This window comes from Lachnoclostridium sp. An14 (assembly GCF_002160755.1).
GTDB lineage: Bacteria > Bacillota > Clostridia > Lachnospirales > Lachnospiraceae > Lachnoclostridium_A.
The window spans coordinates 144,084-164,180 of record NZ_NFLE01000004.1; the positions used below are offsets into that span (position 1 = coordinate 144,084).

Consider the following 20,097-nt stretch of genomic DNA (forward strand, 5'->3'; position numbering starts at 1 on the left):
CTTTCCTTTCTGAGGCGTTACACCTTCACGGCTTCGGCAAGATCCGAGTGATCGGCTTCGTCGGTTTTCCTCCCTCGCCTTTTGAAGTTCTCCGCGAGGCGGCGCTGGGCCAGTGTGGCGCTATACTCTCGCCGCATGTTCCGATCGAGCCCTCCAGTTTCGCCTCTTTTCAGTTCCTTGTAGACGGTCGCCACATGGACGCCGATCTGGTCGGCTATATCCTGCACACGGTCGCCTTCCAGATAGAGGGCCTCCAGCGTTTGCCGGTCTGCCAGTGTCAAATATCTGTATCCGCTCACATTTTCACCTCCTTTGCGGGGCCCTTGCCGCACCCGGCCGCTTTGTAAAATCTGCATTGTTGGGCGTGTGCTTTTCAACCGGCTTCCACGCGATCCGGCGGGTGCTTTTTGTCGGGAGGCCCGAACCGTATCAGCTTTCACCTTAAAAGCTGCAAACCTGTTGAACGACATGGAGCCTTTTAGAGCGTTGCTGCTCTCCACCGCTTCCGGGTTTTCACCTTAAAAGCCCGGCAAAACCTGTCAACCTACACCGCACAATACAGACTTTATAAAGTGGCCGTGTATGGCCTTTTTCTCTGTTTCTGGGTAAAAAAATAATGCGTCGGGAGGCTTTCGCTTCCTTTCGCATTTAATGTTACATTTTTCAGAACCGTCAAAAATAAAAATTTACTATTGGAAAATGGGACGCCTTATGGTATACTGATACCGTTAAGCGGATTTTTCGTATAAATCCGCAATGAATGAGAGCGTCGCGCGGCCGTTTTGGTACGCCGGCAAAGAGGGACGAAGAAGTCAGGCCTGAACATGGTGGAAGGCGTGGCTTTTTTCTCTGTTTCCGGATCCCTGAGGGGCCGGATGCCGCCGTTTCCCGCGGTGAGAAAGGGCGGGCGCTCTGGAAAAAATACCAATAAGAGGAGAGGATACGTTATGAAAAAGAGTATGAGAAAAGCAGCGGCCCTGATGATGGCGGGACTTATGGTAGTATCCGTGACGGCCTGTGGAGGCGGCCAGTCTGAGAATCAGACCCAGGCGGCGGATGCCGGGGACGGAAAGAAGGTGCTGCGGGTGGCCATGGAGTGCGCCTACGCCCCCTACAACTGGACTCAGCCCGACGATTCCAACGGCGCCGTGCCCATCGCGGACAGCAACGAGTACGCCTACGGCTACGACGTCATGATGGCAAAGAAGATCTGTGAGGAGCTGGATTACGATCTGGAGATCGTGCGCCTGGACTGGGATTCCCTGATCCCCGCCTTAAAGAGCGATCAGGTGGACTGCGTCATCGCCGGACAGTCCATCACCTCTGAGCGCATGAAGGAAGTGGACTTCAGCGAGCCGTACTACTACGCCACCATCGTGACTCTGGCCAAGAAGGACAGCCCCTACGCCAGCGCCAAGAGCGTGGCAGACCTGGCGGGAGCCACCTGCACCTCCCAGCAGAGCACCATCTGGTATGACATCTGCCTGCCCCAGATTGAAAACGCCAACATCCTGTCCGCCACGGCCAGCGCCCCGGATATGCTGATGTCCTTAAACGCCGGAAAATGTGACATCGTTGTCACCGACCAGCCCACGGGAAAGGGTGCCCTGGTGGCTTACCCCGATTTCGTGCTGATGGAGTTTGGCGGCGGCGAGGATGATTTCCAGGTGACCGACGAGGAGATCAACATCGGCATTTCCATGAAGAAGGGAAACACGGAGCTGAAGGAGGCCATCGACGGCGTTCTGGCTACCATGACCGCAGACGACTATTCCGCTATGATGGATGAGGCCATCCAGGCTCAGCCCTTAGCAAATTAATGAACGGCAGCTTCGGCTGCAATAAGGAGAAATACGTATGCCAACAGATTTTTTCGGCCGTGTGCTGGAGGTGTTTGACCGCTACGGAGCGTCCATGCTCCAGGGAGCCGGGCTCAGTATGGTCATCGCCCTGGTGGGAACGGCGGTGGGATGCCTGATCGGCTTTGCCGTGGGCATTATCCAGACCATCCCCTCCCAGAAGGGGGACAACCCGGTGAAACGGGTACTCTTAGGCGTGATCAAGGTGATCTTAAATATTTACGTGGAGGTATTCCGCGGCACGCCCATGATGGCCCAGGCCATGTTTATCTACTTCGGCCTGTTTCCCCTCTTAGGCGTCAATATGTCCATGAGGGGCACCGCCTATTTCATCCTGTCCATCAATACGGGAGCCTATATGGCGGAGACGGTCCGCGGCGGCATCCTGTCCATCGACCAGGGACAGACGGAAGGGGCCAAGTCCATCGGCATGACCCACGTGCAGACCATGCTCTACGTGATTCTGCCCCAGGCCCTGCGCAACATTATGCCTCAGATCGGCAACAACCTGATCATCAACATCAAGGACAGCTGCGTGCTCTCCGTCATCGGAATCGCGGAGCTGCTTTACAAGACGAAGGCCGCGGCCGGAGCCCTGTATATGAACTTTGAGGCCTACACCATCACCATGATCATGTACTTTATCATGACCTTTACCTGCTCCCGGATCCTGCGCCTGTTGGAGAGCCGCATGGACGGCGCGGAGAATTTTGACCTGGCGACTACGGACACCCTGGCCTACACCAGCGGGATGTTCCGATACCAGGGAGAGAAAAAGGAGGAGGATGGACGATGAAGGGAGAGATGATCTTAGAGATCCGCCATTTGAGCAAGGCCTTCGGTACTAATCTGGTGCTGAAGGACATTGACTTTTCCGTGAAAACCGGCGACGTGACCTGCATCATCGGCGCCTCCGGTTCGGGAAAATCCACCCTGCTGCGCTGTTTAAACCTTCTGGAGACTCCCACCACGGGGGAAATCCTCTACCACGGGGACAACATCGTGGGGACAAAGGTCAACGCGCCCAAATACCGCTCACGGGTGGGAATGGTGTTTCAGAGCTTTAACCTGTTTAACAACATGAACGTGCTGGAAAACTGCATGGTGGGCCAGACGCGGGTGTTAAAAAAGAGCAAGGAGGAGGCCAGGAAAAATGCCCTCTATTACCTGGAAAAGGTAGGCATGGCCCCTTACATCAACGCGAAACCCAGGCAGCTTTCCGGCGGCCAGAAACAGCGGGTGGCCATCGCCAGAGCCCTGGCCATGGAGCCGGAGCTTCTGCTCTTTGATGAGCCCACCTCCGCCCTGGATCCCCAGATGGTGGGAGAGGTATTGGAGGTTATGCGCAAGCTGGCGGACGAGGGACTGACCATGATCATTGTGACCCATGAGATGGCCTTTGCTAGGGACGTGTCCAGCCACGTAGTATTTATGGCCGGCGGCGTCATCGCCGAGGAAGGCGCCCCCGCCGACATTTTCGGAAATCCCCAGAATCACCTGACGAAAGAGTTTTTGGGGCGGTTTATGAAGGGATAATGTTAAGAGAAAGAGAGCTTGCCGGGGAGGTAGGCTCTCTTTTATTCTGCCATGGAAACGGCGTTCTTTCTGACAAAAGGCCTCTGGCGGGGTGAGCGCTCCCAGCATAGGCAGCTGGCCGCTGTCAAATATGAGCGGAACGCCAGGGGGAAGGAGAATTTGGGATGACCAGTATGGCCACAAAAATAACTTAGAGCAGTAAAAATATTCCACAATAAAACAATATATGATATAATAAAAAAATAATATGTTGACAAAAGGAATGTTGCGATGAATCCATATATTTGGAAGGCAATTTGCTGTTTTAAAATACAAAAAAATATTTTGATTGCTGAAGAAACTACATCGGCTGGTAGATGCAGTTTCTTTAACGCGGTATCTTCATGCTCTATGCCGATCTGCCTTTATGACAGTGCGGCGTATTTTTTTTATTATCTGGAGGAAATCAATGCATATGAGTCTGAAATACACCTGCCCCGGCTGCGGAACGCCCTTGGGCTATGAGGGATTGTGCTGGAAATGCAAGTGCGAACAAGAGAGGCAAGCTGCTCTTGCCTGGACGCCGGAACAAATTGCCGAGAAACAAAAAAACCTAATCCAGAACATCCGGCGGCTGGCAGATATGGAGGACCCAGAACTCACCGACTTCTGGCAGCTGCTGGGCTACCAGGATGCCATCATCCCGGAGATTCAACAGGCGGCGCTGGCCGCAGAGGTGTTCTGGCCCTGCGAGATCTATTATCACGCTCCCGTCGATGTGCGGGATGGTCTGATTCACGCGCTGTTGTCCACGGAAGATTCCAGCGAAGCGTCCAACCTGATGTGCTGTCTGGCCTTCCAGGGGGATGACCGGGCGCTGGAGATCCTGCTGGAGCTGGAGCGCAGCCCCCGGCCCTGGCGAAAGAGGCTCTATGTGGACCCGTCCAGCTATGCACAGATCGGCGGCTGGACCTTCGACAGGGAGGGCTTTCGGACCCAGCTCAACTTCAATACCTGCTATCCTATGGTCAAAGGAACCACCGGCGAGAAATCTCCCGTCCGCATTGGCCGGGCGCAGGAGGACACCTGCCCCCACTGCGGCGGACACATGGTGGACATACTGGTATTGGACGGACGGGATGAGCGGCTCCGGTTCCTGGGGCTGGATGGTGTCTTGACCGCCACCTGCTGCCCCAACTGTGTGGGATTCTTGAAAGGTCCAGCCTTTAACAGTTTCACCCTGGATGGCGGCGTGGAGGTCTTTCCCTCCGAACTCTTTGACGGGGCGGAGAAGATGGATTGCTATGTCCAGCCCGAGGACTACAAGGCCCTTACCGAAAATCCCTTTGTGCTGGGCAAGACGCCGGTGCCCCTGTTTTACGGCGCGGCCTGCCAGGATGTGAACACCATCGGAGGCTTTGCCAACTGGGTACAGGACGCGGAATATACGACCTGCTCCCACTGCGGCAAGCCCATGAAGTATCTGGCTCAGATCCAGTGGGATACGGTGTTTGACTGTGCGGAGGGTACGCTCTATTTAGAGTTCTGCCCGGACTGTCATATCGTATCCATGCAGCACCAGCAGACCTGAGAGGAGACGCTGTCATATGTGCGAACACTGCCGAAACATTCAAACATGGAGAAAATTTGATGCCCTCAAAGACTACCTGGCCTGTATTGCCTATATCCAGCAGTTGGCGGAACAAGGTGAATTTGAACTGATGGCAGAGGAATCCACCTGTTCGCTGGAGAAGGTAAAGACTGAGGATGGATGGGCAGACGAAATTACGGCTCACACGGTCCGTTGTAAACACTGCGGGCAGATATTTACCTGTGTAATCAACACCTGGCGAGGTAGCGGACACTTCAAAAAAGGCAAAGGATGAAACAGAAAAGGCGGTGAAACGATGAACCAGGCAGAAAAAGCAGAGCTGTTGGAGCAGATTGAGAAGTGGAATGATACGGGCGAGTTCTCCCAGTGCATCCAGGCCATCGAAACCGTCCCGAAAACAGAGCGGGACTATCTTCTGACTCTCAAGTTAAGCCGTGCCTACAGCAACCTGGCGGTGCTGGGCGACCAGCGCATCCATGGCAAGGACGGCAAGGTGGACATGACTCCTCTCCGGCACGCCACCCAGCTGTTGGAATCCATCTGGTCCCAGGGGGAGAAGGACCCTTATTGGAACGCCCGCAGGGGGTATTCCACTTTGATGGCACATTTCTCTGCCGCTACCGCCTATGGATACGCCCAGCGATGGCTGGCTCTGGCCCCGGAGGACCCGGACGCCCAAAAGCTGGTGCGGGACTGTGAGGGGTATTTGGAAGGAGAACGAACCCTGGCGCTTGATTTGAAAGAACGGGAAGAAATCATCCGAAAGGAAACTCCCAATGCTGGAAAGGTTGTGATCTGTAAATGAACGGCGAAACAATTATGGCTTTTTTGCAGACGCATTGGTACATCGTCTTGCTGGCAGTGGGCGTGGTAGTTTTGATTGGAGCAATCCTGAATTGGAACTGGCTCTGCGACCCCACCGGCGCGCCCCACTCCCACCGCTATGGCCGCGGCTCCCGGCGGGTGATCTTTTTCCTGCTGGGGGTGGTGCTGATCGTGGTGGGCATCTGGGGCTTTGTGCTGGCGCTGAAATAACAGGAGGTACCCCATGACACAGGAAGAACAGATCCGCCTTTACCGGCTGATGGAAAAGCTCAACTGGTTTTTCCATCAGGAGATGCACTACCTGGATCGGGAAACGGAGGAAAAGACCGCGCGGGAGTGTTACCCGGAGATTCGAGATTTTACATACGACATTTTATGGAACGACCTGCCCAAAGAGGTCCAGGAGCAGCTCATGGACGAGGAGGAATCCCTATGAGTACGCTGATTTGCTCTTTTGATGGTCTGCACGACAACAGAGTCCTGCGCTACTGCGCTGACTTTGAAGTCCACACCCTGCACATGGATACCAAGACCGAGGCCGGAGAGAAAGTATCCGTTCGCTTCACCGGCCTGCTGGCCCACTGGTTTGAAAATGTGATCCAGGACAACATCCTCTTCGGCATGGACGAGATCACTGTGGACGGATTTTTTGAACAGTATAAAGACCTGCTGGACGGAACTATCTCTTACGGCTTTCCCGCCTGCTGCAGCATCGAGGAACTGCGGGAGCGGATGAATCGGGAGCACATCCGGGTATTTGTCATCGACTCTTCCTTTGGGCTGTGCGGATTTGTACTGGCTCAGGAGGTGGAACTACAATGTCTATAACTGCCTATAAAGTGGAAGTCGTCGGTCATGACCGAACCGGCGAAGACTATGGCTATGTAAATATCATGTACCGATATGGCAACAAGCAGCCCTGTCCCCGGCCGGATCAGTGCGAAACGATAGAGGTCATGCGGGCGGATGAGAGCGCCTACGGGCCGCCTGCACCTGGCAGCAAGGTGGGCGATTTTATAAAGACATGGCTGATGGGCTCCTGGGACTGCGGAGTATTTACCCACCGGGAGATCGCCCAGCGGCTCATGGATACCTTCACCGGTCTGAAACTCAAGGAACTGGCGTGGTTTGAGAACCCAAGAGAAAAGACTCTGAAAAATGGCAAACCGCGTGCGCGCCGGGCCAAGTGGTTGCCGGAGCGGGAGGTGGATCTGGTGTATCTCTACTCCGACTACTATATTGACGCAAGAGAACCTACTTCTGCCCAAACCGACTTCTTCACCGTTACAAGGATGGACGCCTGGGGCGTGAGCACCTGGTTCATGTGTAGCCCAGAGGCCGCCGGGAAGCTGATCGCCATGAATTACGACAATCTGGTCGTAAAGGAAACCACCATTGTGGGGTAGAGAAAGTAGGTGCCTTATGTACCAAATTGCATATATTGGCCGCTGGGAGACTCTCCCGGAAACGGCTGCCGCCATCTGTGACCATGACGCTCCCAAGCTGGAGGCGCTGCTCCAAAGTGGTCTGGATTTAGATGTTCCTATTCAGCTCAGCGAGTATATCAAACTCACACCGCTGGAAATCGCGGTTTTTCGGAATGATGTGCCCATGATCCACTTCCTGCTGGAGCATGGAGCTGATCCCAGTCTGGCAAAGGAGCAGCCCCTGCTGCTCACCGCCGTCCGCTGCTGCGGGCCGGAAGTAGTGAAACTCTTTGCTGGACAGGCCGCGCAACTCAGCCCCAAGCAGAAACAGCGGGCGTTCCAAGAGGTCCGCTGGGGCAAGCGGCCGGAGAACATCCCCGTGCTGGAGCAGGCCGGGATTACCGTGGCCAAGTTCGGCGGCGAGGCATTCCGGGCGGCGGTATCCGATGGATATGCCGAGCTTGCCAAACTGCTGCTGGAAAAAGGGGCAGACATCAACTACCACAAGCCGGACATGGTGTTCCCTTACGCCTCCACCCCTGTCACCGAGGCCGCCCGCTCCAACAATTTCCCCATGGTGCGCTGGCTGGTGGAACAGGGGGCGGACATCACCCTCTCAGATAAATACGGCGCCCGTCCTTACAGTGTGGCAGTCCAGAACAAGAATCAGGAGATGGCCGACTACCTGAAGGCCCTGGAACCGGAGGACTGGCACAACGAGCAGGAAAAGATCCGGCAGCTTATGCCCTACAAATTGCCTGCCAAAATGGTGGAATATCTGAAAACCGGCCCCCTGCGGCTGGAGTTCCCGGAGCAGAAATGGGTGAAGTGGGCGGAGCTCTACTCCTTCCTGGATGTGCAGGAAATGACCTGGAAACGGAAGAAGCTGCTCTCCCTCATGGTGCAGATGGATAACTACAGTGACTACCTGCTTCTGTGGAGCCCCAGGGACAAAAAACTATGGTATCTGGACATCGAACATGAGGAATTCCACCCTCTGGCCAAATGGGATGACTTCATCGCAGACCCTGGCCGGTATTTGAACGGGATGATCGAGGGCGAGTTTGAGGAGTGAGGAGAGAACGCAATGTTTGAAGAATTCTATGAGATGTACGAGCCCGAGGAGCAGGAAGTGGTCGCCCTGATCAATCGCTGCATCGGGGGCGGATATCACAGCAAGGGCGGCTTTTGGTCAATGACCGTTGTGACGCTGGGCATGGTGTTCTGTGACTCCGGCAAGGTCAGCGCCAAAGAGGAGCGGCTGGAGTGGCCGGTCACCGACGAGGAACGAAATAGTGACAAAGGCTGGGGACGATTTTGCAGCGAGCAGATCTGCCGCCTGAAGATCCGCCGGATGAAGGGAGAATGGGCGCAAAATTTGGCGGTGCGCCCCTGGTGCATCTCCCAGGTGGTTAAGGCCCATGAGGACTGCCCGGAGCTTCAGGCCGTTCTGGATGAGTATCACAAGCCGGTAGTGATCCAGGACGAGGTGCTGGGTGAGCTGAAACTGGACAAGGACTATGATACCTTTGAAGGGGAGATCCAGTGGTGCGGAAAGGATGTGCTCCTTTCTCTGGAGGTCAATGCTGAGAGCAAGCCCTCCTGGACCCGCGCCCGCAGTGCCGCCAAGAAACTGCTGGCCGACTGTGAAACCTGGGACAAGGTCATGCGGGAGTTTGCGGCCAAGAACCTGACCGGGCTGGCCAACGACTGGCTCTCCCAGGATGAGGAAAATCCCCGCAACCCGGAAACCGACCCCATCACAGAGGAAGAACTTGCCCGGCGAATCAGCATGACAAGCCTGTCCGTCACCTCCGGCGGCAGTTTCACCGCCTATTTTGACTGCGACGAGATGTTTACCGACCATGCGGTAGCGGTCTATGGCTCCTTGAAAAAGGGCCTCAAAACTGCCAACATTGAGGGGTAAAAGTTGCCCCTATAAAAGTTGACTCGATAAATGGAACATGATTAAGGTGTTGTAGATGGACAAAAAAGCGAAGAAAATATTGTTCAATACCTACTGGTCAAAGAACGGTTGGAAGGAAAATACAGAGCGGTATCCATCTCCGGAGGATTTTATATACGCGAAGGAAAAAGGATTGATGTTTGATCCTTTTACTATTTCTCATGATGACTGTGTGAAGAATATCGTGCAGCTTGGGAAGATCATTACAACAAATCAGGTTGCAAGGGCTTTCCTGTCAAGTTTATCCACTCGACGCTTAGACTGGCGAAGTGCGATTGCTTCGTATTCCGTTGCAAAAAAAATCACCATACATAAATATATTCCTGTCGAATACGGACGCTTTTATGATGCTGACAATGCAGTTACACATATTGGCTATACCTGTGCTATATGTCAAAATTCAAGATACGGAATCATAGGGCAAGAAAATTATATCAATGTAGATTTAAATGTTCTAAATTTTGAACGGATTAAATGGGGCGGTGTTCGTCACGGACAGCTGATCTATACGCTTTTTGATTTGGAGCAGTTTGCCAAGGAAACGATACCACAACCGCAGAGTGAGGATATTGAGATTTTCAGAGAAATTCTAAAAGCCATAAAATCCTGTGATCCTACCGATTATCCAAGTGCTTTAAGCCATAAACTGGCCATGATTCCACTCTTAAAATCCAATAAGGATGAACGAAATATTATCATTGAAATATTAGCTTGTATTGGGATATTGGTGCCAAAATCCTACAATCGACCGGAAGCTCCAAAACATGACTGGACTTATGCAACATATTGGCGAGGTGAAGATGGTTATAACACAAGTGAAGTAGAAAAGTATTTTGGAGAATACCTATAAACCAGTATAGGGAATGGAGGTATAACAATGAAGATAAATAGCAAACGAGTGGATTTAGAATATCAACCCGGCAAAGAGATCTTCCACTTTCCCGCGGACACGGGCCTGCCTTTTTTCTTCGATGTAGGGGAGGAACTGACTGCTGATCCCGCTGCCATGGATGCGGTGGGAGAAATGCTGGATGAGGCGGAGACATTGGCGGAAAAGGCCAAAGCCGCCATCCAAGCGGCGCTGGCGGATGAGGGCAGCCGCTATCATAGCGTTGTGACATTTTTCATGGAGTTCCACCGGGACGAGGTAGGCCCGGAGATTGCGGCGGAACTTTTTCTGGGAACCGACCCATCCAAGCTGTCCTTTGCCGAGATGGTGGACTTTTTGAAACTCAAGCGGTTCGGAAGTCTGGTGGATGGTGAGATGAATCAGCAAGTTTTCATTATGGATCTGTCCTTCAACCCGGAGATCACCGACGAGCTGATGGTAATCTACTTTGACTTAAACCAGGAGATTTTCTGTATTACCCATGAAAGCTGATGAAAGAGAATTGCCTATGGAAAAAGCGACTGCTGTTAATACCTGTTTAGGTGTTTTGAAGGGACGGGACTGCATCTATATGGATCAGGTGAAACTGGATGGCCTGGATAATCTGACCTTTACGGGGGATATCAATGGCCATCTGATCTCCCAACATAGGGACGAAAAAGACTGGTTTCCCTATACACTCACCTTCCGGCGGGTGCTGACCCATTTTGCCTGTGAATTGGACACCTATGAAAATCTGGCTGGGACGGAGCATCTGGATAGCAGTTCTTTCGATTTGATCGAGAATAGCTCTTGGTTAAAGTCTTTGCCGGTGCGGGAAGATTTTGATAAAAGCGTCTATCGGCACTATCGGCTGTTTACGTACGATGTAGTTTACAACATCATTGCGGTTTCCTATGAGTTTGCAGCAGAGTTGTAAATGTCTGAAATCTGGTAATGGAGGTGACCACCATGACGAAAGAACGCATCCCCATTTCCGGCGATCTGGGGAGTAAGGTCAAGCAGCTGATGGAGTACGCCGGGTGGCAGGAAGGGCGAAAAGTGGACATCTCCATTGCGGAGCAGTATTACGCCGATCATGGCGTCCCGATAATGAAGGCTACCCAGCGGTTTTACCGCAAGTATTTCGGCCTGTGCTGTGAGTGGTACTTGGCGCAGAAAAAGCTGGAGTGGGCGGCTGACTTCCAATTCGCTTTGTTCCCTTACTTAGTCAACGGGATCAAAAACCATTTGGAAGAAACCTATTTTCGGGATATGTCCGGCTGTGAACTGGCAGAGATCGAACAGGCTGCCGGTGAAAAATGCCAGCCCATCGGTCATATCGGCTACTACTACCCGGCGGAGGTCTGGATTTCCGAGTACGGGAAACTGTATGCGAAATATGAGTACCAGGATGAGATTGAGTGTTTTCCAGATGTGTTTGCCCTGATTGAACGGGATCTGCGGCAGTGCAAATTTGATTCCGTTGCCATGAAAACGGTTGAGGCACTGGATGGGAAGATATAAGAAAATAATCACAACAGTAAACGGAGGAAAACGGCAATGGATTATCTGAAAATACTGCATGAAGATCCTGATTTGGCAGAGGAGTTTGATTCCCTTTTTGACTTCTTCCTGCTAGATGAGTTGTCTCCGAGGGATGAGGCGGATGGTCGAGCAGCCTTCACACTGCCCGGTATGGCTTTTGCCAGAGATGGCTCCGGCGGAGAATACCATCTGTTGGAAGATGGCTCCATCGGCTATTACAGCAGCGAAGGTGAGGCGGGCCGTCTGGCTGAGAGCATGGGCGACCTCTTTTCCCTGATCGTGAGCTGCATCTGCTGGCACGACTACTGTGACGCAAAGGAGTATGCGGATTCCAAAACACTGGAGGCATATGGGCAGAGGCGGCGCAACTGCAACTTGGAAGATATGGATATGGACAGCTGGCGGCGGATATCCGAAACTCTCGGCATCCCTACCGATGAGCCACTGGCTCCGGTTCTGGAGCGGTTCCGCAAAGCAACACAGCGCCAACCTCTGTACCAGTGTATTTTCCATGAGGATGATGGCAGTTTGACAGAATCATACGGCCTGATGTTTGAATGAGAAAGGAGCAACCCCTATGAAAGCAGTTGACCCCAATTACAACCTGCTGGACGAGATGTATCAGGACAAATATTACCCCGATTTTCTGGTGGACAAAGTAAAGGACGAGCTCCAAAAGGTCATCGACCTGTTGGAGAGCGGCGAAACCGACACCGAAGTGGTGCAGGAGACGCTGGACGAGGCGGTCTGCGGCATCAATGATCTCCAGGAGGAATTTGACGAGAACGACAGCGAGATCGAAACGGTGGCGCGGGAATGCATTGCGGCAGATGTGGCCTACATTCTGGAGTGGTTCGGCATTCCGATTGATATTGAGGAGGCCATCCGAGAAAGGGACTGGTGAACCCCATGACAGAAAAAGAACTGGCCGTTTGTGATGAGTGCGGCAGCCTGTTTTTCAAAGGCTCCTTAAAGATGATGGGGCTGTGCCCGGAATGCGCTCATGTCCTCTATGGCTACCCAAATTGTCCCCATCGTTTCCTGAATGGCCGGTGTGTGAACTGCTATTGGGACGGCTCAAAGAGCGAGTACATCAAGCATTTGGAAAAAGATTGCGTCAAAAGGATCGGTGAAGGCGATGGCGATTGAAAATATGTTTGGCGACCTGGATAAGATCGACATTCTGGCAGAAACCAAAACCGGAGAAGTGGTGATGGTTTTGGTCTGCAACGGGTTCATTGACGGCTCCCCGGAAACGCAGAAGGCCCTGCTGGACAAGATAGAGGGCTATCTGAACCACACCCAGAGTGAGGAGTTTCAAAAGGAATATAGTGGCTGGCCGGTGATTTTGCGGGTGACCCTCGGCCGGAAGCCGGATGAGCGCATCCTGGCTCTGCTCAGCAAGTGCCCAGCGTGGGTGGCGGACTACGGCGTAAAGCTGGAAATTGAAATTGGAGGAAAACAGGTTCGCATTGTAGAGAACTGACCTCTCCTCAAACCAAATCAACAGGAGGAAACGAGTATGCCGACAACAGAATGGATGAACAAATACGAATCTATCAAGGAGAAACTCTCCTGCAAAACAGACCTGGACGCTCATTTCACAGAGAAAGTGATTGGGAATATGGCCGTGGATGTGCTGGACATCGGCACCGTCCATTTCCCCACAGGAACGATCTTCGCCTGCGACCCGCTGGTGGAGCTGGAGGACGCCCAGCCCTTCCTTCAAACCATCCCCGCAGGGACCTACCCCATAAAAATCTGCGTGGTGCCCAGTGAACAATATGGCGACCGCTACGCCTGCGTCAAAGTGGAGGTTTCTCAGGAGAACCCCGTCCGCTATGAGCTGGCCATGACGGGCCAAGAGGATCTGGACGAGGAACTGGGCGAGGACGACTACTTTGGCTTCGGCGTAGACGCCGGGATGGGCTGTGTTGCGGATATCCAGACCCAAGCGGCCTTCAAGGCCTACTGGGCCAAGCGGCTGGAGGAGGACCCGGACATCGACCCCTACAACGATCTTTTCTGCGATCTTCTGGAGGAGAACGCCAAAGCCCACCCCAAATATCAGTTAAGCCACGGCGACTGGCTCAACTGGACGGTTCCGAACACGGACTGCAATCTGCCCATCTTCGCCTCTGGCTGGGGGGACGGTTACTATCCCGTCTACTTCGGCTATGACGCGAAGGGCGAAGTCTGCGCCGTGTATGTGCGCTTCATCGACATTGAAGCCAGTTATCAAGAGCGGGGTTAAAAATGTGACAGGACAAAGGAGAGTGCCATGAAAGCCAATGCCGGAGAGGTCTATACAGTCTACAACCAATATCTGAAACGCTACACCGCCTGCCAGGTGGCCTATATTGCGCCGCCGGACACGGTAAGCAGGCAGCCCTGGGCGGTGGTTCTCTCTCTGGACTGGGTAGGTGACGCCCCTCTGACCACAGAAGAACTGCCCCGTCTCCGCCCTCTCTACAAGGACTTCATGTACTGGTCTCGTGACCTTCATCTGCGGCGAGTGCCGGTGGAGATCCCGCCCCAGTACACACCGGTGGGCACCCTGCCGCCTTTCACCGACCAGCCCTGCCACTCCTATGGTGGCTGGAATGACGGCTATGAGGTATATTTGCAGATGAAGTGGCGGGCCATCCCGGAAAAGCGGAGGCGAGCCTTCAAGGAGGCCATGGAGAGCGACGAGCAAACGGAGATCGGCGGTATCTCGGTGAAGGTCAGCATCCATCGGGTGATGGACAAATATACGCCCTTTGGCTCGGCGCTGGAACTGGCGGCGCTGCCTTGCCTTTCCGAAATTATCTGCGAGAAATGGCACCCGGATTTGCTGGAGTTTTTGCGGGGCAATCCCTTCATCCGTGAACTAACCCTGCTGAACCACAGCCAGAGGACACTTGATCTGCGGGGCACCAGCATCACAAAACTGATGCTGGACATGACCGGACTTCAGGAACTGTGGCTGGGTGAGGATACGGAGCAGCTCCTGTTTCAGAACAAGGGGCCGGACGCCTGTACCATCCATGCCTCCGAAGATGGCAGCGGTTTGACCCTCCAATTTATCGGGGGATGCCGCCCGCACACGGAACTGCCGAACCTGCGGGGTCTTCATGGCATCTGGTTAAAGGACTTTGACCTGAAGAGCCTGCCCGACGCCCATCCCCGCCTGAAGAAGCTGAGACTCTGGGGCGCACCGGGGAATCTGCAAAATTTCTCCGCCGTGGCCCAGTTTCGGGAATTGACGGACTTCTCCGCCTTCGACCTGTTTGGTTTCGGCGCAGCTGATATCCCCGCCCCGGAGCAAATGCCGGAGCTTCGCTGGTTCTGGATGACCAGCCTGCCGGAGACGGCAGCAAAAGCGGCAAAGCAGCTCTGGAAAAGCAAGCCGGGAATAGATCTGCAGATCACCAAACCCCGGAAACCGGAGTGGCTGGCGCAAAACCTGGACAATCCCTTCCGAGGCTGGGACGGCGCGGAGCATATCCCCGCCGCCGCTGCGAAAAAGGCAGCCAATCAATACCGCAAGACCCGTTCCCAGCTGATGAAGCTGGCCGCTGAACCGGGCGAGGACGCCCAGGCCCAGGCGCTGGATGCGGTGGCAGCCTATACCCAGACCTTCAACAAGATGGGCTTTATCGAAACCGAGGAGCGGGATGAAATTTATATGGCCCTGCGGGGTATTCTGGATGCCCTGCCGGGTGATACGCTCCAGGGAGATGCCCTGATTGAGAAGTTTGAGGAACTAAGAGATTTTTGAGGATGTGAGTTTATGCGCCGAGTGGTTGATGAACCCTATTCCACACACAGTGCCTACAGCGCCTTCACCACCGGCATCCAGGTAAAATGCCCCAAGTGCCATGGCGCGGGTGTGGTGACAGCGGATGAGGATACCGCCTATTTCCGCTGCCTGAGCTGTGGCCATCAGGAGACCCGTGACCGGACGATCTACCGCTATGATGTCCATAACCAGTGCAAAAACTGCGGCAGGTACTATCGGGTAGATATTGAAGATGAGGCAAAGCAGCACTTTTCCGTTCTCCATGTGGCCTGTCCCTATTGTGGAACAACCATGTCGGGAGAAGTTCATAAAACAGCGGAGGCTTTCTCCTACATTGCTGATGTTCAGAACGGGCGAGAACCTTATTTTGGTCTGGAGTTGTGGTTTTTGACCTCCTTCCAGGGTAAGCCGGTCTGGGCCCTCAACCGGGAACACCTCGCCTATCTGATCGACTATCTCAGCGCTGACCTGCGGGAAAAGCCGCTGGGCTTTCCGAGAAAAACGCAGGCCGACCATCTCCCCACCTTCATGAAAATCGCAAAGAACCGGGAGCGGATCGTGAAGCTGCTGAAAAAGCTACAGGAGAGATGAGGATGGAACAGAATGTCTTTTATCGTGGGCAGCGTCTTATTCTGACGTGGTTTTGGGCAACGGGAGAGCCTTGCCTGTGGATCACTGACCCGGAGCAGATCGGGATACCCAAAATGGAGTTTGTGGGTGGTCACCCGGACGAATACTGCATTTTCCTGAAAAATCTGACTGAAACAGAGCTGGCACAGATCACATCCTTGGACGGCGTTCCCCTGGATGTAATAGAAGAACTGTGGCAGTATCTAACAAGAAAGGACAACCCCTATGGCACTACAAGATAAGAAAATCATGCCTCCCCCTTGGCTGGCCCACCGGGAGATCGAGCGATACTCCATTGGTTGGCGCATGGGCTATGGGGAGGATTACATATACCGATTTGGCGATTGGCTGGACACCCTTTCCCCAGAGGAGCGAACGGAATACCGCAACCTCTTTCCCGAGCCGGTGACTTGGAAGGGCTGGTGGGATGACGAGGACAGCGGCGAGATGCTGGAGCATGGTGAATTTTTGGTGGATGCGTGGCAGCCGGAAGGCCAGCCAAAGTACACCCGCCAGTGGCTCCAGCAGGAGTTTGCTGCTGGGCGGAAGCGAGAGCTGTGCCTGTTCTGGGGCCATCAGCCTTCCGAGGACGGCCAGCTGACAAAAAGCTGCCTCAGCCAGTGGTGGATGGAGGACTTCTGGTCCATCGCAAACTCCTACCTCTGCATGGAACAGTATATGATGGCGGGCAAAGCGGAACTCTTTGGCGACGAGGAAATCCGCAAGAAAATCCTGGAGTGCAGCGAACCAAAGCAGATCAAGGCCCTGGGCCGCAAGGTGCGGGGCTTTGACCAGAAGGTATGGGACAGGTTCAAATACGCCATTGTGCTGGGTGGCAACTGGTGCAAATTCAGCCAGAACCGCGACCTGCGGGAGTTTCTCCTCTCCACCGGGGACAGCGTGCTGGTGGAAACCAGCCCCTACGATGCCATCTGGGGTATTCGGCTTTCAGCCAACTCCCCCGAGGCTCAGGACCCGATGAAGTGGCGTGGACAAAACCTGCTGGGCTTTGCGCTGATGGAGGTGCGGGATGAGCTGCGCCGGGTGACGCAGAATGAAATGCTTTGTGATTGGGACTCCGTGTGGGAAGAGGAGCAGTAGGAGCATGAAAGCGATAGACCAATACGGAAATCGTCGGAATGATGAATGGGAGATTCTGCCCTGGATACCCGATCCGCGCCCGCCCTTCAAAATCTGGGTAAAGCCGGAGCAGATCGCGCCATTCTTTCTCATTCCCCACCACCCCTATGCGATCTCCCTTCTGCTGAAGATCAACGATGGGTTCCGGGCAGAAGAATTCCGCCGGTTGGGACTGACCGGCGGCAGCCAGGACTGGGAGCGGCTGGTTCGGGGCGTGATCCAGGAGTTCGAGGAAAACAACAGCGGTGTGGATCTGTTCCACTTCGACTCTGACGAGGATGTGTTCTGCGTGTACTCCCAATACATCGACGATTTGATGATGCTGGCCAAAATGATCCGGGCGGCCTGTACCGATGAAAAAACGATGCGGGCTTATCTGAGCATAGGTGAGGTGGAACATGAGAGATAAGGAGCAGGAGCTTAAATGGCGCGGGATCATAGAAATTTGCATGGGAGATGTGAAAAGTCACTTTGCTGATATCGAACGAAGTATTGAGTTCGGCGCATACATACAGCCGGAAAATTACTTTGTGTCCTACATCTTTGCCACCGACGCGCAATTAGAGGCGGCACAGCAGAGCGGCCTGACGGAAACGATCAATTCCTATCACAAAGAGCAGCTGAAACAGCATCATTACCCAATTCAAGGAATTAAAGATTGCTGTTTTGCCTCACAGGAAGAATGCGATAGGAAGTACGGCGGGAATTGGTATTACTATTTCAAATGATACAATGAGGGAATCGAGATGATCGAGTACATCAAGCTCTTTTGGGAGGACGCGCCGACGGGAGAACCACCGGTCATCCTCTATGAAGTGGACACCGAAAATGAGCGGCTGGCCCTCCGCTCCATCGACATCTTTGCAGATGGCCGCACCCACAACATCCCTGACCTTTACGACGGCGCCATCGAGATCACGCCCATCCCCACCGTGGAGGAATTGGGCGCCCATGTCTGGGGAGAGGAGTTCCACGCCTGCGTCATAGAGAAAGCGGAATTTGAGGCCATCTGGGAAAGCCATACCTATTGATGGAGCGTGAAAGGAACCAGGAGGAGTCCCTATGAGCAAATCCTTAAAAGCCAAAAATCTACCGTTGTTCTCCATCATTGACCTGAACGAGCTGCGCCGGGAAAACCATCTGGAGGGCACAGAAGTGACAGACTTTTTCACGGCAAGGGATGGAAAAGTCTATCTTCTCATGGAACAGCCGTCCGAAACACAGGATAAGGACTGGCTCAGCACTCCTTCCACCTATACCGCAGTGGAAATCCAGTTGGATTGGGCGGAACAGCGGGTACTGGAAATGACGCTGTTTCCTCTTGGCCTCTTGAAGTTCCAGTTCCATTATTTGCGGCCCGCAGGTGAACACTTCCTCCTGCTGGGGGCAAGGTGTGCCTATCGGGAAAACGGCCCCGACAACAACGCCTGGATCGTCAGCCGGGATGGAACCATTCTGTCCCGCTTCTGCCTGGGAGATGGCATTCAGAACTGTATGGTCAAGGCAGACGGCACCATCATCACCGGATATTTCGATGAGGGCGTGTTTGGCAATTACGGATGGGCTGACTCCAGCGGCACACATGGCTATGTCCCGCCGGTTGGTGAGTGCGGGCTGATCGCATGGACGCCGGCAGGTATTCCTCTATGGAAGAATGAAAAGTATTCTATCTATGACTGCTATGCCATCAGCCTGGACGAAGAAGAAAACCTGTGGTTCTATTATTACGATGAATTCCGGCTGGTGCGGACAAACTTCAAAGAGGACTTTGTGTTTGAAGTGCCAATCGAAGGAAGCGGAGCTTTTTCTGTTGCCCCATCTGGTGATACCTTTCTGTTTCAGGGAGGATATCAGAAACACAACAAATTCTACTTCCTTACCGCTCACGGCGGCCACCTTGGACAAAAATGGGAGGCCATTCCCATCTGTGACGGAAACAAGGTCGCTGTGGAGCAGTGCAGCCTGCTGAGCAGCCGGATGCTGTTCCTCGGGAAAAACGGCATACTCTATGGAGGTATTTGGGGAGGCGATGGCCTATGAAACAGACAGATATTTATACTGAGGCGCTGGTTTGTTTGCGCTCCATCCTTTTGGCAGACCATCCAGCGTTGAAAAACTGGATCGACTGGCTGGAACGGGATATTCAGGACTGGACCCAGCGCTGTGAGGTTGCCCACCATCTTCGGGCATACGGTGGCATGGGTTCTTTCAATGATTTGCCCAGTATGCGTGGAAATCACGATTACATTTTTGACTTTCTAAAGTCTTTGTGCTATGCCTTCGGCCACCTCTATGGCAAGCGGAACGGCATTTCTCCGGGGGCACTGATGGAGGAGTGCCTCCACGATGTAGAGCAGGCAGCCTATCACCCCCATAAGGCACTGAACCGAGCCATTGCCCAACATTTGATACAGGGTGATTTACAGGAAAACCTGAATGCTCTGTGAGGGAAATACAATGCATGACATGAATTTGGAAAAAAACCGCAGTAAAATTCAAACTGCTTATAAAGCAAGCCCCTTCACAAAGGGTACCTGCCCAGAACCGGAGGATGCTGTGAAACGATTTGAAAGCAGGTATACTCCTATCCCAGCAGAGTACCGCTGGCTACTTTTGAACTTCGGCGGCTGCTATTTGGCGGAACCGTGGATCTTCACACTGAAAGAATTGGAAGAAGCCTACCCGATTTTTCAAGAGGCTTATGAGGATTACATGAGAGAATATGACCACGGCCCCGCCTTTCCAATCGGAGGATTGGGTGACGGGAGTATCGTATTTATCGACTTGGAGAGCGGCAGAGTTCGGGGCTATAACTGTGACTATGCCGATCTGGAGGAGATCGCAGAGAGTTTTTCCAGCCTGCTCCTGGACCTTGTGGAACAGGCATTGGAACTGGGAAACTTGTGCAAAGAATTGTGAGGTA

At 53.5% G+C, this 20,097-nt stretch carries 32 protein-coding genes; 31 read left to right on the forward strand and 1 reads right to left on the reverse strand.

Annotated elements, in window-relative coordinates; all coding sequences use genetic code 11:
• Positions 1-17: 17 nt before the first annotated feature.
• Positions 18-299, reverse strand: coding sequence for a helix-turn-helix domain-containing protein (locus B5E84_RS04040; protein ID WP_242963271.1), 282 nt, complete (start codon positions 297-299; stop codon positions 18-20).
• A gap of 696 nt (positions 300-995) precedes the next feature.
• Here B5E84_RS04040 and B5E84_RS04045 point away from each other — a divergent pair.
• From B5E84_RS04045 to B5E84_RS04200, 31 genes are all read left to right on the forward strand, one after another.
• Positions 996-1,820 (forward strand): transporter substrate-binding domain-containing protein, encoded by an 825-nt coding sequence (locus tag B5E84_RS04045; RefSeq protein WP_442911389.1) that lies wholly within the window; start codon positions 996-998, stop codon positions 1,818-1,820.
• Positions 1,821-1,857: 37 nt separating this feature from the next.
• Positions 1,858-2,655, forward strand: a complete 798-nt coding sequence (locus tag B5E84_RS04050; protein ID WP_087219579.1) for an amino acid ABC transporter permease — start codon at positions 1,858-1,860, stop codon at positions 2,653-2,655.
• The gene (locus B5E84_RS04055; RefSeq protein ID WP_087219582.1) at positions 2,652-3,395 is read left to right on the forward strand and encodes an amino acid ABC transporter ATP-binding protein; all 744 of its coding nucleotides are present in this window, start codon (positions 2,652-2,654) and stop codon (positions 3,393-3,395) included. Before B5E84_RS04050 ends, B5E84_RS04055 begins: the two co-directional genes overlap by 4 nt.
• 454 nt (positions 3,396-3,849) lie before the next feature.
• Entirely contained in the window at positions 3,850-4,965 is a 1,116-nt protein-coding gene (locus tag B5E84_RS04065) for a hypothetical protein (RefSeq protein WP_087219588.1), read from the forward strand.
• Positions 4,966-4,981: 16 nt separating this feature from the next.
• Entirely contained in the window at positions 4,982-5,260 is a 279-nt protein-coding gene (locus B5E84_RS04070; protein ID WP_087219592.1) for a hypothetical protein, read from the forward strand.
• 21 nt (positions 5,261-5,281) lie between these two features.
• Positions 5,282-5,791 (forward strand): hypothetical protein, encoded by a 510-nt coding sequence (locus B5E84_RS04075; protein WP_087219595.1) that lies wholly within the window; start codon positions 5,282-5,284, stop codon positions 5,789-5,791.
• Positions 5,788-6,021 carry an Imm17 family immunity protein gene (locus B5E84_RS04080; RefSeq protein ID WP_087219598.1) on the forward strand — a complete coding sequence of 78 codons (234 nt, stop codon included), beginning with the start codon at positions 5,788-5,790 and terminating at the stop codon, positions 6,019-6,021. Before B5E84_RS04075 ends, B5E84_RS04080 begins: the two co-directional genes overlap by 4 nt.
• 13 nt (positions 6,022-6,034) lie before the next feature.
• The gene (locus tag B5E84_RS04085; RefSeq protein ID WP_087219601.1) at positions 6,035-6,247 is read left to right on the forward strand and encodes a hypothetical protein; all 213 of its coding nucleotides are present in this window, start codon (positions 6,035-6,037) and stop codon (positions 6,245-6,247) included.
• Positions 6,244-6,639 carry a hypothetical protein gene (locus B5E84_RS04090; RefSeq protein WP_087219604.1) on the forward strand — a complete coding sequence of 132 codons (396 nt, stop codon included), beginning with the start codon at positions 6,244-6,246 and terminating at the stop codon, positions 6,637-6,639. The genes B5E84_RS04085 and B5E84_RS04090 overlap by 4 nt, the downstream gene beginning before the upstream one ends.
• Positions 6,630-7,217, forward strand: a complete 588-nt coding sequence (locus B5E84_RS04095) for a hypothetical protein (protein ID WP_087219607.1) — start codon at positions 6,630-6,632, stop codon at positions 7,215-7,217. The genes B5E84_RS04090 and B5E84_RS04095 overlap by 10 nt, the downstream gene beginning before the upstream one ends.
• Before the next feature lie 16 nt (positions 7,218-7,233).
• On the forward strand, positions 7,234-8,313 hold the full coding sequence (locus B5E84_RS04100; protein ID WP_087219610.1) for an ankyrin repeat domain-containing protein: 1,080 nt from the start codon (positions 7,234-7,236) through the stop codon (positions 8,311-8,313).
• A gap of 12 nt (positions 8,314-8,325) precedes the next feature.
• Positions 8,326-9,165: a DUF2262 domain-containing protein gene (locus tag B5E84_RS04105; RefSeq protein WP_087219613.1), complete on the forward strand. Its 840-nt coding sequence runs from the start codon at positions 8,326-8,328 to the stop codon at positions 9,163-9,165.
• Positions 9,166-9,220: 55 nt separating this feature from the next.
• Positions 9,221-10,054 carry a hypothetical protein gene (locus B5E84_RS04110; RefSeq protein ID WP_087219615.1) on the forward strand — a complete coding sequence of 278 codons (834 nt, stop codon included), beginning with the start codon at positions 9,221-9,223 and terminating at the stop codon, positions 10,052-10,054.
• Between the two features lie 27 nt (positions 10,055-10,081).
• A complete protein-coding gene (locus tag B5E84_RS04115; RefSeq protein WP_087219618.1) occupies positions 10,082-10,585 on the forward strand; it encodes a DUF2004 domain-containing protein in 504 nt (167 codons plus the stop codon).
• A gap of 16 nt (positions 10,586-10,601) precedes the next feature.
• A complete protein-coding gene (locus tag B5E84_RS04120) occupies positions 10,602-11,012 on the forward strand; it encodes a hypothetical protein (RefSeq protein WP_242963272.1) in 411 nt (136 codons plus the stop codon).
• Positions 11,013-11,044: 32 nt separating this feature from the next.
• A complete protein-coding gene (locus tag B5E84_RS04125; protein WP_087219624.1) occupies positions 11,045-11,599 on the forward strand; it encodes an SUKH-3 domain-containing protein in 555 nt (184 codons plus the stop codon).
• A 36-nt stretch (positions 11,600-11,635) separates the two neighbouring features.
• On the forward strand, positions 11,636-12,181 hold the full coding sequence (locus tag B5E84_RS04130) for a hypothetical protein (protein WP_087219626.1): 546 nt from the start codon (positions 11,636-11,638) through the stop codon (positions 12,179-12,181).
• A 16-nt stretch (positions 12,182-12,197) separates the two neighbouring features.
• The gene (locus tag B5E84_RS04135; RefSeq protein ID WP_087219629.1) at positions 12,198-12,524 is read left to right on the forward strand and encodes a DUF5713 family protein; all 327 of its coding nucleotides are present in this window, start codon (positions 12,198-12,200) and stop codon (positions 12,522-12,524) included.
• Between the two features lie 5 nt (positions 12,525-12,529).
• Positions 12,530-12,769, forward strand: coding sequence for a hypothetical protein (locus tag B5E84_RS04140; protein WP_087219632.1), 240 nt, complete (start codon positions 12,530-12,532; stop codon positions 12,767-12,769).
• Positions 12,759-13,106 carry a DUF6572 domain-containing protein gene (locus tag B5E84_RS04145; protein WP_087219635.1) on the forward strand — a complete coding sequence of 116 codons (348 nt, stop codon included), beginning with the start codon at positions 12,759-12,761 and terminating at the stop codon, positions 13,104-13,106. The genes B5E84_RS04140 and B5E84_RS04145 overlap by 11 nt, the downstream gene beginning before the upstream one ends.
• 36 nt (positions 13,107-13,142) lie before the next feature.
• Entirely contained in the window at positions 13,143-13,874 is a 732-nt protein-coding gene (locus B5E84_RS04150; protein ID WP_087219638.1) for a DUF4241 domain-containing protein, read from the forward strand.
• Positions 13,875-13,901: 27 nt separating this feature from the next.
• Complete coding sequence (locus B5E84_RS04155) at positions 13,902-15,383, forward strand: hypothetical protein (protein WP_087219640.1); 1,482 nt, start codon at positions 13,902-13,904, stop codon at positions 15,381-15,383.
• A 12-nt stretch (positions 15,384-15,395) separates the two neighbouring features.
• Complete coding sequence (locus B5E84_RS04160; protein WP_087219643.1) at positions 15,396-15,995, forward strand: zinc ribbon domain-containing protein; 600 nt, start codon at positions 15,396-15,398, stop codon at positions 15,993-15,995.
• Positions 15,996-15,997: 2 nt separating this feature from the next.
• Positions 15,998-16,276, forward strand: coding sequence for a hypothetical protein (locus tag B5E84_RS04165; protein ID WP_204248534.1), 279 nt, complete (start codon positions 15,998-16,000; stop codon positions 16,274-16,276).
• Entirely contained in the window at positions 16,260-17,135 is an 876-nt protein-coding gene (locus tag B5E84_RS04170) for an NADAR family protein (RefSeq protein ID WP_087219649.1), read from the forward strand. The genes B5E84_RS04165 and B5E84_RS04170 overlap by 17 nt, the downstream gene beginning before the upstream one ends.
• Positions 17,136-17,139: 4 nt before the next feature.
• Positions 17,140-17,583, forward strand: a complete 444-nt coding sequence (locus tag B5E84_RS04175) for an Imm51 family immunity protein (RefSeq protein ID WP_087219652.1) — start codon at positions 17,140-17,142, stop codon at positions 17,581-17,583.
• Positions 17,573-17,902, forward strand: coding sequence for a hypothetical protein (locus tag B5E84_RS04180; protein ID WP_087219655.1), 330 nt, complete (start codon positions 17,573-17,575; stop codon positions 17,900-17,902). The genes B5E84_RS04175 and B5E84_RS04180 overlap by 11 nt, the downstream gene beginning before the upstream one ends.
• 18 nt (positions 17,903-17,920) lie before the next feature.
• Positions 17,921-18,205, forward strand: coding sequence for a DUF6881 domain-containing protein (locus B5E84_RS04185; protein WP_087219658.1), 285 nt, complete (start codon positions 17,921-17,923; stop codon positions 18,203-18,205).
• A 31-nt stretch (positions 18,206-18,236) separates the two neighbouring features.
• Complete coding sequence (locus tag B5E84_RS04190; protein WP_087219661.1) at positions 18,237-19,214, forward strand: hypothetical protein; 978 nt, start codon at positions 18,237-18,239, stop codon at positions 19,212-19,214.
• Complete coding sequence (locus B5E84_RS04195) at positions 19,211-19,621, forward strand: DUF6966 domain-containing protein (protein ID WP_087219663.1); 411 nt, start codon at positions 19,211-19,213, stop codon at positions 19,619-19,621. The genes B5E84_RS04190 and B5E84_RS04195 overlap by 4 nt, the downstream gene beginning before the upstream one ends.
• Before the next feature lie 109 nt (positions 19,622-19,730).
• Positions 19,731-20,093: an SMI1/KNR4 family protein gene (locus B5E84_RS04200; protein ID WP_330374169.1), complete on the forward strand. Its 363-nt coding sequence runs from the start codon at positions 19,731-19,733 to the stop codon at positions 20,091-20,093.
• Positions 20,094-20,097: the final 4 nt, after the last annotated feature.